The organism is Achromobacter sp. 10T422 (assembly GCF_056394065.1).
Genome location: NZ_JBFTHD010000001.1, coordinates 321,702 through 338,562, shown reverse-complemented (window position 1 = coordinate 338,562; position 16,861 = coordinate 321,702). Strand labels below are relative to the sequence as shown.

Below are 16,861 nucleotides of genomic sequence, written 5' to 3'. Positions count from 1 at the left end.
CTAGCCAGGAGTCATTCGGGTCAATTCGCCGGAAAGCGGGCCTAAAGGGCCGGTAAGCGCCGGCTTAGGCTGCCTGTCAGGGGGCGGCGGGGCAGGCACGAAAAAAGGGGCGGATCAGCGGGGTCAACCGCGCCGAACCGGCCGCGCCTGCCGTCATTGCGCGGCTTGCAGCGCCTGTCGCGCTTGCCATTCCTCACGCGTAATTTCCCAGATCTCGGCGGGGTAGCGCCCGCTGACAAACCCGCGTTCTTCAACCGCCACGACGCGCATGCCGCCGCGTTCGGAAATCTTGCGCGACCCCGTATTGACGATGGCCTTGGGCGCGCGCAGCAGCGGCTTGCCCAACACGTCGAACCAATAGGCCGTGACGGCCTCGCTGGCTTCGGTCATATAGCCTTGCCCGCGAAAACCGGGGTCCAGCCAAAAGCCGCGATTGTTATTGGCATCGTTGTCCATCAGGCTGACCACGCCAATCATGCGGCCCGGGTCGGCGTGGGTGCGCAGCGTCCAATGCCACTCTTCGCCCCGCTGGATGGCGGGCAGCGCCACGTGCTCAAGATAGTCGCGCGCACCGTTCTCCGGGTAGGGCCAAGGCACCTGATCCGCCAGGAACTGCACCACTTCCCATTGCGGAAAGATGCGCTGGATGGCCTCGGCGTCCTGCATGCACAGGGGCTGAAGCGTCAGTCTGGGGGTGGCCAGGGCGGGGTAGGCAGGGGCGTCAGGCACGGCGGGCGATCGGGCAAAATGATGGGCTGAAGGCGGATATGTATATCATGAGCGCTATCTGGCGGCCCGGTGTAATGTGGCCGCCTCGGCTTTGGAGAAGAATATGAATACCCCCAACGAAAACGTCAGCATGGCGCTTTTCTGCGACTTCGAGAACGTGGCGCTGGGTGTGCGCGACACCAAGTATCAGAAATTCGACATTCGTCCCGTGCTGGAACGCCTGCTGCTCAAGGGCAGCATCGTCGTCAAAAAAGCCTATTGCGACTGGGAACGCTACAAGGAATTCAAGGCCCCCATGCACGAGGCCAATTTCGAGCTGATCGAAATTCCGCACGTGCGCCAATCGGGCAAGAATTCGGCCGACATCCGGCTGGTGGTGGACGCGCTGGACTTCTGCTACACCAAGTCGCACGTCAACACGTTCGTGATCATCAGCGGTGATTCTGATTTTTCCCCGCTGGTATCCAAGCTGCGCGAGAACAATAAGAAGGTGATCGGCGTGGGCGTGAAGCAATCCACGTCGGACTTGCTGATCGCCAACTGCGACGAATTCATCTTCTATGACGACCTGGCGCGCGAAGTGCAGCGTACCGCCGACGGCCGCCGCGATAACCGCGGTGCGGCCACTGGCGGCCAGCGCCGCACGCCCGACGAAGAAATTCGCCGCAAGGAAGAGCTGGACGCCCGTAAGACGCAGGCCGTGGAGATGGTTGTCGAGACCTTCGAGGCGCTGATGGCCGAACGCGGCGACAGCGGCAAGATCTGGGCATCCGCGTTGAAGGACGCGCTCAAGCGCCGCAAACCGGATTTCAACGAGTCGTACTACGGCTTCCGCGCCTTTGGCAACTTGCTGGACGAAGCAAAAAAGCGCGGCTTCCTGGAAGTCGGCCGCGAAGAGAATGCCGGCACGTATGTGTTTCGCGATAGCGCGGATGGCGCGGATGCGGGCGACGTTGCCGACACCGCACCGGTTACGGCTCGCGCCGATCGCGGAGAGCGCACGGATCGCGGTGATCGCACAGAGCGTACCGAACGCGGCGACCGTGCCGAGCGCACCGAACGGGCAGACCGTGGCGATCGCGCAGAGCGCAACGAACGGACCGACCGCGCAGACCGTGGCGGCCGCAACAATAGCTCGCGTGCCGCGCAAGGCCATCACGCCGCCACCGCTCCCACCACCGCTTCCACGACCGCCGCCGCGCCGGCCGATACCGGCGCCGCGCAAACCGACGCCGTTCAGGAAGAGACCGATTCCCGGCCCTCCCGCAGATCGCGTGGCGGCCGCAAGTCGGGCCGAGGCGCCAGCCAGCACAGTGATCAACACGCAAACGTAGCGTCCATGAATACGCCGGCCGCAGCCGCCCCGGCTGACGCAGTTTCCGATGTGCAGGCCGCGGCGCCCGAGGCCGCGGCGAACGTGGCGCAAGCCCCCGCCGCCGCGTCGCCTGCGGCACAGGCCGAGGCATCTGCCCAAGCCAGCAAGCAAGCGGAAGCCGATCGCGCAACCGCGCAGGAGCTCGCCAAGGAAGCCGCCAAGCTCGAGGCCATGCGCGCCGATGCGCTGGCGCGTGCGCAGGAAACCAAGCCGGTTCAACCCTCGCGCCTGCCGCCCATGCCGACCCCGTTGCCGCAGGCGCGCCAGCCGCTGCCTGCTGTGAACATCGCGGAATGGACTTTTGTGGAAACGCCGCCCGAGGCGCGCCGCGAATCGGTCAAGACGCCGGTCAAGGTGTCGGACCCGTTTGAAGGCGGCGCCGCGCGCATCGCCGCCGAGGCTGCCGCCCGCGCAGCGTCCGAGCAGGAAGCTAAGAAGGCGCAAGAGAAGGCCCCGGCGAAAACGGCAACGCAGACGACCACTGCGGCGCCCGCTAAGAAGGCAACCAAGACTGCAACCAAGACTGCAACCAAGACTGCAACTAAGACTGCAACGAAGACGGCGACTAAGACTGCAACCAAGACGGCCACAAAGACCGCCACCAGCCCGGGCACCAAGACCGCAGCGGCAAAGACGGCAGCGAAAACGGGAACTCAACCCCCCGCAGACTCGGCCTCTGCCGATGCCGGTGCAGCCCCCGCCAAAACGGCCAGCCGTTCCCGTCGCCCGCGCAAGTCGGATGAATCGGCTTCCTGATCTTTCAGGGCGTCATTTTTCCGCGCAGGCTACGCCATGCAATACGTGTTGATCAGTTCCTGCCTGTTGGGCAACCCCGTGCGCTACGACGGGCGCGGGGTGCCTCACGATGACGCCGTCCTCGTGCGCTGGCGCGCCGAAGGCCGGGTCGTCTCCGTCTGTCCGGAACTGGCGGGCGGGATGCCCATCCCGCGTCCGCCCGCTGAAATCGCACCCGGTAAACGCGCCGCCGACGTGCTGGATAACGGCGCGCGCGTGGTCGCGGTAACGGGCGACGACGTCACCGTGCCGTTCGTGCAAGGCGGCCAGGCGGCGCTGGCGCTTGCCGAACAGCGCGGCATTCGCATCGCAGTGTTAAAGGAAGGCAGCCCATCCTGCGGCAGCCGCTATGTCTACGACGGCCATTTCGCAGGCAAGCGCCAACCGGGCGTGGGCGTGACGGCGGAATTGCTGACGCGCGCCGGTGTGCAGGTCTTCAGCGAAAAGCAATGGGCCGACGCCGAAGCCTGTTTGTTACGGCTGGAGGCCGAAGATGGCGCGTAGGGCGGGTATCGTCATGCGTATCAGCGCCGCGCTGTGTCTGGCGCTGTCCGCCTTCTTCTACTACGCCTGGTACGCGTTCTACTTGAAGTGGGACTTCAACGAACTGGGCCGTTACTACGACCCCGTCGACCAGGTGGTCTACACGTCTTCGGGCTTTGTCTGGGTGCTGCCGGCAACCGTGTTGCTGGCGGCCGGCGCCGTCTTCATCTGGCGCGGCTGGCGGCGCTAAGCCCGCCGCCTTGCCGCCGCTTATTCACTGCGGATATTCGCAGCCTTCACGATTTTGCCGTTGTCGGCGTATTCGCGTTGCACCTGCGCCGCGAATTGCTCGACGCTGCCCGGCGACATGATGTTCAACGCCTCGGTCAGCGGCTTGCTGATGTCGGGCATCGCCGCCACTTTGTTGATCATTGCGTTCATGCGCTGGCGAAAGTCGGCGCTGGTGGTGGCGGGCGCGAAAAATCCGAATGTGGATGTCATGTTCGCCATCGGATACCCCAGCTCGGCAAACGTCGGCGTGTTGGGGCGGGCAGGCAGGCGGGCAGGGGAGCCCACCGCCAGCAGCTTGAGTTTGCCTTCGTCGATCAGCGTGTTGACCGGCGCGGACGCGTTCACCAGCATCAGCGTGAACTGGCCGCCCAGCGCATCGGGCACCATCTGCGCCATGCCCTTGTACGGCACATGCGTGATGCGCACCTTGGCCTGGCCATTGATCTGTTCCAGCATCAGATGGCCCAGCGACCCCACGCCCGCCGTCGCCAGCGACAAGCCGTCGGGGTCTGCGCGGGCCTGATCCAGCATGGCTTTGAAATCCTTGCCGGTGAACTTCGGGCCACCCACCAGGTACACCGGCGAATACATCACGGCCGCCACCGGCGCCAGATCCTTCAGGGGGTCGTACAAGGTTTTCATCACGTGCGGCGACAAGGTCACCGGGCTGACAGCGGTAAAGCCCAGCGTGTTCTCGTCGTGCGCGCGAGCCACGGTGTTCATGCCGATCATGCCGCCCGCACCGCCCCGATTTTCAACGATGACGGGCCGCCCCAGTTCCGTGGCCAGCTTCTGGGCAAACGCCCGCGCGGTGTTGTCGACGATACCGCCCGCGCCATACGGCACGACGATGGTCATGGCCTGCGGCTTGGTGTCAGCCTGGGCTTGGGCTTGAACGGTGAACGAGACGGTACAGACCGCGCTGACGGCGCAAAGGCCGGCTAGCCGCTTGAACTTCAACATGGCTTCCCCTTGTTGCGCGGCGGCATGGCCGCGCGTGATGACGGCGATCCAAAGCAACGCGCCGGCATGCAGTGTGTGCAGGCCGGCGCGTGGGGGCAATCGGGAAAGCCCGGGGTTGCGAGCTTAGTTGGCGCGGTAGCCCCGGCTGGTCATGCAGGAGTCCAGCGAATGGTTGTACGAGTCCACCATCACCTGCGTGGTCCATTGCGAAATGGTGGCCGGGTCGTAGCCGCTTTGGTTCATGGCCCAGCGCTGGCATTCGTTGGTGGCGTTGGCCTGGGCCGAATTGACCTTGGGCGCCGATTCATATTGCACGGGCGCGTATTGCGGCTGCGGTTGCGCGTAGGCAACGGGCGGCGCTTCGTAGACGGGCGCGGCATACACCGGTGCGGCATAGGCGGGTGCGGCATACACGGGTGCGGCATACACGGGCGGACTGGTGTAAGCCACGCCCGGCGAGGCATAGACGCCTGTCTGCACATAACTGGGGCCAGAGTCAGCCGCCAGCAAGAGGCCAACCGCGGCCAAGGCAAATGCGCCGCCTACCCACCACCCGGCCGAGCTGCTGCCGCCACCGCCATGATGGTGATAGTTATTACCGCCGTGATAGCCACCATGGTAGCCACCGCCACCATAGCCGCCACCGCCCCAGCCACCCCCGCGTCCGCCAGCCATCACAGGTGCGCTTGCAACGGCAAGCGCCAACGCCACGACTACCATCCGGCCTGTAAACCGTTTCATGATCTTGCTCCTGATTCGCCGCCCACAGCCTTTCGTAAAAGACGTGCGGCGATAGCACTACTTTACTGCTGCGCGTGCCAGTGCGTCCGCATCAAAAGTGGTTGCAAACGCTACTGCTATTTCAAGTGACTTCAAACGGGGCCGGTTGGGACGCGGCGTTGCTGCCACACCCTTTGTCGCGAAATCGCGACGGCAGTTGTTTCAGGGTTTTGTCAGCTTGGAAGGCCGTTCATTCGCGCGCGGTGTCAGAGCGGTCACAGTGCGTTTCGCAACGCCTGCGAAGTAGTAGCGGAAAGCGGTGAACGGTAGTACTTTCTCGCGATGATTACGGCACTACCCCCATCTTTATCGCAAGACAAGCGTCTCACCAAAGGTGAACGCACCCGCTTACAGCTGTTGGAGGTTGCCGCAGCGGAGTTCGCCGAACGCGGATTTCAGCATACCCGGATCAGCGACATCGTCGCCCGGGCCGGCGTGACGCAGCCTGTCTTTTATCAATACTTCTCAAGCAAGCAAGCGGCCTACGACGAATTGGTCGGCATGTTCGCGCAACGCTTGCGCCAGGCCATCAGCCAGGCGCGTTTACCGGCCAGCCTTGACGGCACCGAACTGGCGGACCGCATCCGCCGTGGCGTCCTGGGCCTGCTTGCCATCCTGCAAGAAGACCCCAACCTGACCCGCATCGGCTTCTTTCAAGTGGCGGCGGCKGAAGCGTTGAAGGACGAACTGGTGGCGATGATTGCTGACAACATTCGCGCCGAGCAGCAGGCGGGCCTGTTCCGCCCGGAGATTTCAGCGGACTGGTTTGCGCAGTCGCTGATGGGCATCATCGAACGCTTCACGCGCCAGATGCCGGATGCGGTCCAGCAACAGGCGCTAGCGGAATTCATCACAGACTTACTACTGGATGGCATACGCCACCCTCAACGACAAGCCTCCTAGCCGGAGGCTTTTTTTTGGGCGGTCGCGGATGCGATCGGCTGCAATTGGCTGACGTCGTCCGCCAATTGCAGCCGGCGCCCGTGGGCTTACTCCACCCGTGCGCCCGACGCCGCGACCAATTTACCCGCTGCTTCCCAATCCGCTTTCAGCAGCTCCTGAAACTGGGCCGGGGTTTTCGCTTCGGCTTCCACGCCCAGCGATGCCAGGCGGGTTTGCACCTTGGGGTCCGCGAGCACCTTGTTGACGGCCGCGTTGATCTTGTCGCGTTCGGCGGCGGGCAGGCCAGCGGGGGCCAGCAGGCCCAGCCAGGAATCGAAGGCGTAGCCGGGCAGGCCGCTTTCGGCGACGGTGGGCAGGTCGGGTGCGAAGCGCGAGCGGGACTTGCCGGTGTAGGCCAGGAACGTCACGCGCGGGTCGTTGCGATAGGCGGTGACGCCGATGGTGGCGGCGGTCACGGCTTGCACGCGGCCGGCCAGCAGTTCGGTGACGGCGTCGCCCGTGGACTTCATGGGGATGTGCTGCATCTGCGCGCCGGCCGTGGCCAGGAAGGACGCCATGCCCAGGTGCGATGCGCTGCCATTGCCGGCCGACGCATAGTCGTACGCGCCGGGCTTGGCTTTGACGGCCTGGATGAAGTCGGCGGGGGTCTTTGCGTTCAAGCTGGAGGACGCCAGGATGATGTAGCCGGTGTTGCCCAGATACGCCACGCCGGTGAAGTCCTTGTAGGGGTCGTAGCTCAGGTTCTTGTATAGGTAGCCGGCAATGTTGTGACTGGCGGCGGCCAGCACCAGCGTGTTGCCGTCCGGGTTGGCGCGCGCCACTTGTGACGTGCCTACCGTGCCGCCCGCGCCTGCGCGGTTCTCCACCACGATCGAGGCGTTCAGCGCCTGGCCGAGTTCGTCGCCAATGGCGCGCGCGATGGTGTCCTGCACCGCGCCGGTGCCATAAGGCACCACGATGCGGATGACGCGTTGCTCGGCATGGGCGGCGCCTGCGCCGGTGAGCGCGGCGCCGGCAAAGGCCAGCAAGCCGAGCAGGGTGCTGCGGCGTAACGCTTGAGATTGCAGGGGGGTGCGGCGTACAGCTTGAAATTGGGTAGGCATGACAGCGGCTCGTAGCGTTGGCGCGCCCGCCGAATGTGGGGGCGCGAAGGCGTTGGACTCTAAAGAGTCATGGCGCGCCCGCCAACGATTTATTTGCCGCTTGTTTATAGCTATCGGGGATATAGCGCCCGGATCAGGCCCAGGTTTCGTGCAGATGCGCCCATTGCGGCTGGCCATCTTCGCCCGGCGTGAACAGCGCAGTGGCGCGCCGCTGCGTGACGCCGCCGTTCCAGGTGTGGCGTTCGCGATAGGTCAGCACGGCCGAGCCCGCATCCGCATATTGCACCGCCCATTCATCGATCTGAATCTTCAAGCCCGGACGCGACCCGCGCAAGCCGGCGAACAACGCAGCCAATGCCCCGTGCGGCAGGCGTTGTCCGTCGGTCGTGATCATGCTGAACGCAGGCGCAAAGCTGCCAAGCAGGGCAGTCAACACGGATGCCGGCGCGTCGGTCTGTCCGATCCATTGTTCGATGTGTGCATGAACGTCCAGCGCAAACTGCACGTGGGCGTCCTGCGGCGAAGGCGGGTGGGAAGAAGAAAAATCCGTCATGGAAAGCGCAGTGATATCAACAAGGAGCGCCATTCTAGGCAGCCTGCCATGTTCTAAAAAACAGCCCACAGCTAGATATACTGTTCGGATTATTTTGACAATCAATCCTTGCCATGATCAACCTGAATCGTCTGTCGATGTTTGTCGCCGTGGTGGACGCCGGCTCGTTCACGGCGGCGGCCGACGCGCTGGGCACGACCAAGGCGGTTGTCAGTTTCAACGTGAAGCAGCTGGAACAGGAGCTGGGCGTGGCGCTGCTGACACGCAGCACGCGCCGCTTGGCGCTGACCGAGGCGGGCGAGGGATTCTACGGCGATTGCGCCCGGCTGCTGCGTGACGCCGACGCCGCGGTGGACCAGGCGCGATCCGGGCAGCTGACGTTGTCAGGCAGTTTGCGGGTGACGGCGTCGGTGGACTATGGCAACCGCATCGTCGCGCCAGCACTCGCCGCGTTCGCCAGGCAGCATCCGGCATTGCGAGTCAGCTATCAGGCGGGGTCGGCGCATGCGGACTTGATTGGCGAACGGCTGGACGTGGCGATCCGCGTGGGCGCGTTGGCGGATTCCACGTACCGCGCCACGCCCATCGGTGAATTCAAGCTGCTGTTGGTGGCCAGCCCGGCGTTGCTGGCGGAGCAAGGCACGCCACGGTCGCTCGCGGCATTGGCCGCGATGCCGTGGCTGGCGAATCGGCCGGGCCGTAGCGACCAGTGGCGCTTGATGGACAGCAAAGGGCGCGAGCACACGCTGCGCGTGTCGCCCGTGGCGCATGCGGATACGGCGTCGGCGTTGCTGGCGTTTGCGGAAGGCGGTTGCGGCGTGGCGGCGCTGCCCGACTGGCTGGTGGCAGAGCCCTTGGCGCGCGGCGCGTTGCAGCGGGTGATGCCGTCTTACGCGTTGCCGCCGCAGCCTGTGTACGCGGTGTACGCCGATACGCGCCATGTCAGCGCCAAGGTGCGTCGCTTCATTGATTTTCTGCGGACGGGGAAGTAGCTACCGCGCCGCGCCGTCCGCAGAAAAATTCAGCGCGTGATGGCCGGCGTGCCGCCCGCGCCCAAGTCCCAGTACAAGCCCGTCATCAAGCCCAGCGCCTGACGCAGTAGTTCCGGCGGCAGATGTTCATTGGGCGCATGCTGCGAACAACCCGGGTAGGAATGCGGCACCCAGATGGTGCGCAGGCCCAGCACATCCGTGAAGATGTCATTGGGCAGCGACCCGCCCAGGTTCGGCAGCAGCGCGGTCTTCTGGCCCGAGGTGCGCTCCAGCGAATCCACCGCCCATTGCACCCAGGCGTCGTCGGGGTCAATGCGCGTCGCGCAGAACATGGATTCGCGCGTCAGCGCAATCTTCACCATCGGAAAGCCATGGCTGTCCAGATGACGGCGCAGCGCGGGGATCAGGTCGTCCGGGTTCACGCCCACCACAAAGCGCAATTGGCAACGCGCCCAGGCGCGTGGCGGAATCGCGTTGACGGGCGTGTCGGGGTTGCCGGTCTTGTAGGCCAGCACTTCAAACGAGCACCAGCCAAACACGCGTTCGGCGGGCGACAAGCCGGGCTCGCCCCAGTCGGGTTCAATCTCGGGGCCGTCCGCGCCGCCATCCACCTGACAGTCGGCCAGCGCGCGGCGCACGGCGGCGGGCAATTCGGCGGGCACCCATTCCGGGATGCGGATTTGGCCGGTGGGCGACACGATGGTGGAAATGGCGTGCGCCAGCTGGATGCCCGGGTTGGAAATCAGCCCGCCCCAGTTACCCGAATGGTGGCCGCCCGCACGCGCTTCAATGCTCAGGTCAAAGTTCAGGCTGCCGCGTGCGCCCAGGAAAATGGTCGGGCGCTGGGCGGCCAGGCGCGGGCCGTCAGAGGCAATCAGCAGATCGGCGGCGAGCAGGTCGCGATGCTCTGCGCACAGTTCACGCAAGCCCATCGACCCCGTCTCTTCGCCCATTTCAATCAGGTACTTGGCGTTGAACCCCAGCTTGCCGCGCGCTTCCAGCACCAGGCGCAGCGCTTCCATATTGATGGTGTGCTGGCCCTTGTTGTCGGCAATGCCGCGCCCGTACCAGCGGCCTTCGGCTTCGGTCAGCGCCCAGGGCGACAGGCCATCCTTCCATTCTTTTTCCAGCCCGCGGATGACGTCGCCATGGCCGTAGCCCAGCACAGTGGGCAGGGCCGGGTCTTCGATACGTTCGGCATACAGGAAGGGCGCCAGCGCCTTCGGGTGCGTCAGGGTGCGGCAGGTGAAACCCAGCGCTTCAAACGCCGGGCGGATTTCAGACTCCAGGTAATCCGCCAGCACGGCGGCGCGTTCGGGATTCTGGCTTTCCGTGGGCAGCGCCAACCGGCGCGCCAGCAGCGCGCGGAAGGCGCCCGAATCAAAACAGAGTTCCGCTTGGGCGATGGCTTGCTCACGGGTCATGATGGTCGGGCTCCGGTGGAAGTGGGTATCGAAGTTAGCGGTGAAGACGCATTCGATGCGGCAAGGGAAGACGATGCCGGGGGATACAGATGGCAGGCCACTACCGACGCATCACGCAGCGTCAGCGCTGGCCGTTCGGTTTTGCATTGGGCCATGGCGTACTGGCAGCGCGGGTGAAACGGGCAGCCTGATGGCGGATGCAGCGGGTCGGGAAAGGACAGCCCCAGCCCCATGTCGGGAATGCCCAGGCCGGGCTCGGGCGTCAGCACGGAAGCCAGCAGCGCTTGCGTATACGGATGGCGCGGGTCGTGAAACAGCTTGGCCGTGGGGGCGGATTCCACCACGCGGCCCAGATACATCACGGCCACGTCGGTGGCAATATGCTCCACCACCGCCAGGTTGTGGCTGATGAAGACATAGGTCAGGTTGAATTCGCGGCGCAGGTCCATCAGCAGGTTCATGATCTGCGCCTGCACGGATACGTCCAACGCGGATGTTGGTTCGTCGCAGATGACGATTTCCGGGTTCATGACCAGCGCGCGCGCAATCGCCACGCGCTGCCGTTGCCCGCCCGACAACTGCCCCGGCGTGTTGTGCGCCAGACGCGGCGGCAGGCCCACGCGTTCCAGCATCTCGATGGCCTTGTGCAGCTTCGGGTTGGGAATGCCGTGCACTTCCAGCGGCAGCGACACGATGGACGCAATGGAACGGCGCGGGTTCAACGACGAATACGGGTCCTGGAAAATCGGCTGCACGCGGCGGGCGAGCGCGCGGCGGTCCATCTGCCGGATGTCCTGGCCGTCGAGCTTGATGGCGCCTTCGCTGGGCGGCGTCAGGCCCAGCAGCATGCGGGCCAGCGTGGATTTTCCGCAGCCCGATTCCCCGACGATGCCCAGCACCGCGCCGCGTTCCACGGATAGGTCCACGCCGTTGACCGCGTGCAAGGTGCTGCGCGGACGGAACATGCCCGTGCGGATCGAAAATTGCCGGCTGACGGCTTCAGCTTGCAAGAGCGCGCTCATGCCGTAACTCCTTCCTCTTGGCGGATGCAGCGCCATTGCTGTTCGGGCGGATGGCCGTAGACGGGAATGGTGTCGCGGCATTGCGGTTGCACATAGCGGCAACGGTCGGCAAAGGCGCAGCCGCGCAAGTCGCCCACCAGCGAGGGCACCACGCCGGGTATCGTCCCCAGCGATTCGCCGGGTGGCGTGCGGCCAGGCACGGGAATACAGCCCAGCAGCCCCTGCGTATACGGATGGCGCGGCGTGGCGAAGATATCTTCAACCGGGCCTTCTTCGACGATCTGCCCGGCATACATCACCGCAACCTGCTGTGCGATGCGCGCCACCACGCCCAGATCGTGTGTGATCAGCACCATCGCAATACCCAGCTCGGCTTGCAGGTCGGCCAGCAAGCGCAGAATCTGCGCCTGAATGGTGACGTCCAGCGCGGTGCTGGGCTCGTCGGCAATCAGCAGTTCCGGGCCGCACATCAGCGCCATCGCAATCATCACGCGCTGGCGCAAGCCGCCGGATAACTGATGCGGGTACTGTGTCAGCCGTTGCCCGGCCGAGGCAATGCCCACCTTTTCCAGCAGTTCAACGGCGCGGTCGCGCGCTTGCTGCGCGCTGGCGTGGCGATGGTGGATGTAGTGTTCGGTGAGTTGTTCGCCGATGGCATAGGCGGGGTTCAGCGCCGTCATCGGTTCCTGGAAGATCATCGCCATCTTGCTGCCGCGCAGCGCGTTGATACGCCGTCCGCGCGCGGCCGACAGGTCTTCGCCCAGCACCGCCAGCCGGCGCGTGGTGCGCTTGGCGGCCTTGGGCAGCAAGCCCATGATGGCCAGCGACGTCATTGATTTCCCGCAGCCCGATTCGCCCACCAGGCACAGCGTTTCGCCGCGCTTGACCTGGAATGACACGTCGCGCACGGCATGCAGCGCGCCGCGCGGCGTGGCGATATCGACCGTCAGCCCCTGCACGTCCAAAACGATTTCTTTGTCGGCCATGGTCAGGCCCTCTCTTCAGGCGTCAACAGTTGATGCAGCCCGTCGCCGGCCAGGTTGATCGCGAAGATCAACAGCGCCAGCGCCGAACCCGGAATGGCGATGAGCCAGAACGAGAAGAACATATAGGCCTTGGCTTCCGAGATCATCAGCCCCCATGACGGCAGCGGCGGCTGCACGCCCAGCCCCAGGAACGACAGCGAGGCTTCCAGCAAAATGGCGCTGGCGGCTTCCAGGGTGGCGATTACGATCAGTTGCGGCACCACGTTGGGCAGCACTTCGCCCCAGACGATGCGCCACGTGGACGCGCCCGCAGCTTGCGCCGCCGCCACGTATTCCAATGACCGCACCTGCTGCGTGGCGCTGCGCATGACAACGGCGTAGCGGTCCCACTTCAGGAACCCCAGCACCAGAATCACCACCCACAACGAGCCGCCGACAATCGCTACCGTCGCCAGCGCCACCAGGATCACGGGCATCGACAAGCGGGTCGTGATCAGGAACGACACCGCCATATCGACCTTGCCGCCGAAGTAGCCGGCCGCCATGCCCATGGCCGTGCCGATCAGCCCTGATATCAGCGCGACGCTGATGCCGATCAACAACGAAATACGCGCGCCGTAGAAAAGACGCGACAGATAGTCCCGGCCCAGCTGGTCGGTGCCTAGCGGATGCAGCCAGGTGCCTTTGGCGTACCAGACGGGGGGGGCAGTGCGGTAAGCCAAGTCTTGGAAGTAGGGGTCGTGCGGCGAAATCCACGGGGCAAGCAGCGCAATCATCACGATCACGAACAGGATGCCGCCGCCTGCCAGCAGCGCCTTGTTGCGGCGCAGCCGGCGCCAGCGCAAGGTGGACGCGGTCAGTTCGATGGGCGCGGGGGCGCCGGGAACAAGTGGAGTCAAGGTAGGCGTAGTCATGTCAGGACACCCGGATGCGCGGGTCCAACCACGCGTTGGCAATATCAGCGGCAAGCGTCAGCAGCACGTACAACACCGACAGCAGCAGCACGATCAGCTGCATCACCGGATAGTCCTTGTACGTGATGCTCTGGTAGGCCAGATACCCCAGCCCGTCCAGCGCGAAGATGGTTTCAATGACGACCGAACCGCCCAGCAGATAACCCAGCTGCACCGCCGCCAGCGCCACCACGGGCACGATGGCGTTGCGCAGCGCATGCTTGAAGATGATCTTGCGGGCCGGCAGGCCCTTGGCGCGCGCGGTACGGATGTAGTCCGCGCCCAGCACTTCGATCATGCCGGCGCGGATCAGCCGCATGAAGGCGGGCGCCACGTAGTAGCCCAGCGCAATGGCGGGCATCACGAAATGCTGCCAGGTGCCGCTGCCCGACACGGGCAGGATGCGCAGCGAGATCGAGAACAGCATGATCAGGATCAGCGCAAAGAAGAAGTTCGGCAGCGCCTGGCCCAGCACCGCGATGGCCAGACAGAGGCGGTCGATGGCGCTGCCCTTGTAGATGGCGGCCAAGACGCCCAGCGGAATCGAGATCAGCAGCGCAAAGGCCAGGGCGCCCATGCCTAGCAGCAAGGTGGTCTTGAGCTTGGACAGAATCAGCGGGCCGGCCTCGGTCTTGAAGTACACCGACGTGCCGAAATCGCCTTGCATGATGTGCCAGAGCCAATCGGCGTACTGCACCACCATCGGCCGGTCCAGCCCATAGGTCTTGCGGATCATGTCGATGTCGGCCTGCCGCGCCCCTTCGCCGGCCAGCGCCAGCGCCGGGTCGCCCGACAGATGCAGCAGCAGGAACGCCAGGATCGATACGGTCAGCGCCACCAGCGCCGCCAGGCCCAGGCGCCTGATCGTGAAATAAAGCATTGGACTTCCTCTAACGGTTCAGCCCGCCGGGCGCGCGCCATGCCCGCCCGGCGATTCCCTGGCGCTTACTTCCAGCTCATGTCCCAGAAGCGGACAAGCTCATCCGAATAGGGCTTGAAGTTCACGTCCTTGGTGGCCACGTAGTAGGCGGGCAGCGTCCATAGGGGCACGGCATACGCCTTCTGCGCAATCAGGTCCAACGCTTCTTTGTAGGCGGCGTTGCGCGGGGCGCTTTCAATGGTGTGGTCGCCCTTGTTGAGCAGGTCGCGCACTTGCGCATCACGCGTGACGTCGTCGTTGCCGAAGGCGAAGTACACGGGGGTCGACGCCGACACGTCGTTGACCAGGTTGGAACCCCAGGTCTGGTGCGTGAGCGCCGCCTTGTTCGCGCGGATCATGTCGCGCATGGCGGCGTATTGCAGGAAGTTCAGCTTGGCGCGGATGCCCACGGCCTGCAGGTAATTGATGATGGCTTCGGTCTGGTTGCGCTCGCGGTAGGCCACGATGTCGATGTCGAAACCATTGGCGTAGCCGGCGTCGGCCAACAGCTTTTTGGCCAGCGCCGGGTCGTACTTGTAGGTGGGCGCGCCGTCTTGCGTGCAGCCCACTTGCGACGGCGTGCAGATGGTGTTGATCAGCCCGCCGCCTTCGCCCACGATGTTCTTCAACATGGCGTCGCGGTCAATCGCGTGGATGATGGCCTTGCGCACGCGTTCGTCTTTCAGCTGCGGCGCCGGGGTGCCGTCCTGAATGTTCATCTGCATGAACACGATGCGCATGGTGTTGCCGGTCACCATTTGCAGGTTCGGCATCTGGCCCAGCTGTTCAGCCTGGTCCTTCGGCACGCTCATGATCAGGTCTTCGCCGCCCGAGATGACTTCCGCCATTTGCGTCTGGCGGTCGGGAATGAAGCGGATGACGACCTTGCCGATCTTCGGTTGCGCCTTGGGCGAATCCTTGAAGTAGTCGGCGTTGCGCTCCAGCGTGATGGACTTGCCGGGCTGGTAGTCCACCACCTTGTACGGGCCTGAACCCACGGGCTTGGCGTTCATGCCTTTGGGGCCGACTTCCTGGTAGTACTTGGCGGGGTGGATGGCGACGGTGGTGGACAGGTATTCCTTGGCGCCGGGGAAGGGTTCCTTGGTGGTCAGGCGCACCTTGTACTTGTCGATTTTCTCAACCTTGTCGATCCACGACACGTTCTGCTGGGTCACCGCCTTGTTCTTCGGGTCGGCCACGTAGTTCAGCGTGTACACGACGGAGTCCGCGTCGAACTCCTCGCCGTTATGGAATTTGACGCCTTCGCGCAACTCGAATTCCATCGTCTTGTCGTCGATCTGCTTCCAGCTCTTGGCCAGTTGCCCCTTGTACTCATTGGTGACGGGGTCGCGGTAGAGCAGCGTGTCCCAGACGTTGGCGGCGATGATGACGCCGATCCGCACGTTGTTGAAATACGGGTCGACGCTTTCGGGCGCCTGGTCATACGCCATGCGCAAGGTGTCGTCCTTTTTACCAGCCAGCACGGGCTGGGACGCCAGCGTGGCGCAAGCGAGCAGGGCGGCGGCAAGGGCGCGCAGCGGGGTGATGCCGCGCAAGGGCGATGCAGATACAGCGGACGTGAAGCGATGCGATTTGAAGCGTTGCGGTGTGACGCGAAAATCAGCCATGGTGAAGGCTCCTCTGGAAGGCACTACATGTACTGCGTATCCATCATCTCGCTCCGGGCCGCGCCACCCTTGGTTTTATCGTTATCGTCCGTGCGCTGGGAGTGGGCTCAACCAGTTTCGGACGATTGCGCGGACTTGGGCGCCGCATCGGGGTTCAAGCTTTTCAGCGCGGCTTCGCACTTGCGCTGCAAGTGCTGCCGCATGATGCCCGCCAGCCGGTCCGCGTCGCGCGCGTCCAGGGCCTCGGCCATCTCGATGTGTTCCCGCATCGCCAGATCCCATTTCTGACGGTTCTCGTTCGACACGAAGCGCAGGTTCTGAATGCGCGCGTTCTGCGCGTCGTACAGCTGCTTGAGCAGGCTGTTGTGAGACGCGAGGCTGATGCGTTCGTGGATGTCGCGGTTGGTGCGGAAATACGTGGGCAGATCGTGGCGAGCGTGGCTGGCCATCATTTCGTAGGTCAGCGCACGGATCTCGGCGATTTCGGTGTCGGTGGCGCGTTCGCACGCCAGCCGGCACGACATGGCTTCCAGCCCGCCAATCACTTCAAAGGCTTCGCGGATGTTCGCTTCCGACAGCGCCACCACCTGCGCGCCACGGTTGGGTTCAATCTGCACCAGCCCTTCGGCCGCCAGCACGCGGAACGCTTCGCGCATCGGCGTGCGGGACACGCCCAGCATGTCGCACAGGGCGCGTTCGTTCAGGCGGGAGCCGGGGGGAAATTCACCTTGGATGATGCGTTCGCGCAGCGCGCCGGCCACGGCGCCCGGCAGCGTCCGGCTGTTGCCGGCCACGCGCGCCGCCGTCGGCGCGGCGGCCTCGGGCGGGGCGTCGGGCATGGCGGAATCGGCGCGTGCCGACCCGGCCAAATTCGGCATCAGGCTAGGATTGCTGCTCATTGGTATACCAATTTTTCCACGTGTTTTTTTGCACTATAAACCTGTCGCAAGCACTTCAATCAT

The 16,861-nt window shown here is 64.6% G+C and carries 17 protein-coding genes; 5 read left to right on the top strand and 12 right to left on the bottom strand.

Annotated elements, in window-relative coordinates; translation table 11 throughout:
- Positions 1–153: 153 nt before the first annotated feature.
- A complete protein-coding gene (locus tag AC1DB0_RS01480) occupies positions 154–729 on the bottom strand; it encodes a GNAT family N-acetyltransferase (RefSeq protein ID WP_476756761.1) in 576 nt (191 codons plus the stop codon).
- Positions 730–832: 103 nt separating this feature from the next.
- Here AC1DB0_RS01480 and AC1DB0_RS01475 point away from each other — a divergent pair, with 103 nt between their 5' ends.
- From AC1DB0_RS01475 to AC1DB0_RS01465, 3 genes are read left to right on the top strand one after another with little or no spacing between them, the layout of a single operon-like run.
- Positions 833–2,860, top strand: coding sequence for an NYN domain-containing protein (locus AC1DB0_RS01475; RefSeq protein ID WP_476756762.1), 2,028 nt, complete (start codon positions 833–835; stop codon positions 2,858–2,860).
- Between the two features lie 36 nt (positions 2,861–2,896).
- Positions 2,897–3,403 carry a 2-thiouracil desulfurase family protein gene (locus AC1DB0_RS01470; protein WP_476756763.1) on the top strand — a complete coding sequence of 169 codons (507 nt, stop codon included), beginning with the start codon at positions 2,897–2,899 and terminating at the stop codon, positions 3,401–3,403.
- A gap of 13 nt (positions 3,404–3,416) precedes the next feature.
- Positions 3,417–3,632, top strand: a complete 216-nt coding sequence (locus AC1DB0_RS01465; protein ID WP_447981884.1) for a hypothetical protein — start codon at positions 3,417–3,419, stop codon at positions 3,630–3,632.
- A gap of 20 nt (positions 3,633–3,652) precedes the next feature.
- Here the strand turns inward: AC1DB0_RS01465 and AC1DB0_RS01460 are convergent, their stop codons facing one another.
- Entirely contained in the window at positions 3,653–4,636 is a 984-nt protein-coding gene (locus AC1DB0_RS01460; protein ID WP_427947224.1) for a Bug family tripartite tricarboxylate transporter substrate binding protein, read from the bottom strand.
- A gap of 123 nt (positions 4,637–4,759) precedes the next feature.
- Positions 4,760–5,377, bottom strand: a complete 618-nt coding sequence (locus AC1DB0_RS01455) for a hypothetical protein (RefSeq protein ID WP_346550136.1) — start codon at positions 5,375–5,377, stop codon at positions 4,760–4,762.
- Positions 5,378–5,698: 321 nt separating this feature from the next.
- On the opposite strand from AC1DB0_RS01455, the gene AC1DB0_RS01450 reads away from it, so the two are divergent.
- Positions 5,699–6,319 (top strand): TetR/AcrR family transcriptional regulator, encoded by a 621-nt coding sequence (locus AC1DB0_RS01450; RefSeq protein ID WP_054421544.1) that lies wholly within the window; start codon positions 5,699–5,701, stop codon positions 6,317–6,319.
- Between the two features lie 86 nt (positions 6,320–6,405).
- On the opposite strand, the gene AC1DB0_RS01445 is transcribed toward AC1DB0_RS01450, so the two are convergent.
- Both AC1DB0_RS01445 and AC1DB0_RS01440 read right to left on the bottom strand, forming a co-directional pair.
- A complete protein-coding gene (locus tag AC1DB0_RS01445) occupies positions 6,406–7,422 on the bottom strand; it encodes a tripartite tricarboxylate transporter substrate-binding protein (RefSeq protein WP_476756764.1) in 1,017 nt (338 codons plus the stop codon).
- 133 nt (positions 7,423–7,555) lie between these two features.
- The gene (locus tag AC1DB0_RS01440; protein WP_054421546.1) at positions 7,556–7,975 is read right to left on the bottom strand and encodes a hypothetical protein; all 420 of its coding nucleotides are present in this window, start codon (positions 7,973–7,975) and stop codon (positions 7,556–7,558) included.
- Between the two features lie 113 nt (positions 7,976–8,088).
- On the opposite strand from AC1DB0_RS01440, the gene AC1DB0_RS01435 reads away from it, so the two are divergent.
- A complete protein-coding gene (locus AC1DB0_RS01435; RefSeq protein ID WP_476756765.1) occupies positions 8,089–8,967 on the top strand; it encodes a LysR family transcriptional regulator in 879 nt (292 codons plus the stop codon).
- Between the two features lie 29 nt (positions 8,968–8,996).
- On the opposite strand, the gene AC1DB0_RS01430 is transcribed toward AC1DB0_RS01435, so the two are convergent.
- The 7 genes from AC1DB0_RS01430 to AC1DB0_RS01400 form a co-directional block, all read right to left on the bottom strand.
- Complete coding sequence (locus AC1DB0_RS01430) at positions 8,997–10,391, bottom strand: M20 family metallopeptidase (protein ID WP_441370967.1); 1,395 nt, start codon at positions 10,389–10,391, stop codon at positions 8,997–8,999.
- Positions 10,388–11,413, bottom strand: coding sequence for an ABC transporter ATP-binding protein (locus tag AC1DB0_RS01425; RefSeq protein ID WP_447577957.1), 1,026 nt, complete (start codon positions 11,411–11,413; stop codon positions 10,388–10,390). Before AC1DB0_RS01425 ends, AC1DB0_RS01430 begins: the two co-directional genes overlap by 4 nt.
- Entirely contained in the window at positions 11,410–12,399 is a 990-nt protein-coding gene (locus tag AC1DB0_RS01420; RefSeq protein ID WP_054421553.1) for an ABC transporter ATP-binding protein, read from the bottom strand. Before AC1DB0_RS01420 ends, AC1DB0_RS01425 begins: the two co-directional genes overlap by 4 nt.
- A 2-nt stretch (positions 12,400–12,401) precedes the next feature.
- Complete coding sequence (locus tag AC1DB0_RS01415) at positions 12,402–13,313, bottom strand: ABC transporter permease (protein WP_441370969.1); 912 nt, start codon at positions 13,311–13,313, stop codon at positions 12,402–12,404.
- Position 13,314: 1 nt separating this feature from the next.
- Complete coding sequence (locus AC1DB0_RS01410) at positions 13,315–14,232, bottom strand: ABC transporter permease (protein WP_175169094.1); 918 nt, start codon at positions 14,230–14,232, stop codon at positions 13,315–13,317.
- Between the two features lie 65 nt (positions 14,233–14,297).
- A complete protein-coding gene (locus AC1DB0_RS01405) occupies positions 14,298–15,899 on the bottom strand; it encodes an ABC transporter substrate-binding protein (RefSeq protein ID WP_082386943.1) in 1,602 nt (533 codons plus the stop codon).
- 107 nt (positions 15,900–16,006) lie between these two features.
- Entirely contained in the window at positions 16,007–16,738 is a 732-nt protein-coding gene (locus AC1DB0_RS01400; protein ID WP_054422400.1) for a GntR family transcriptional regulator, read from the bottom strand.
- Positions 16,739–16,861 lie beyond the last annotated feature (123 nt).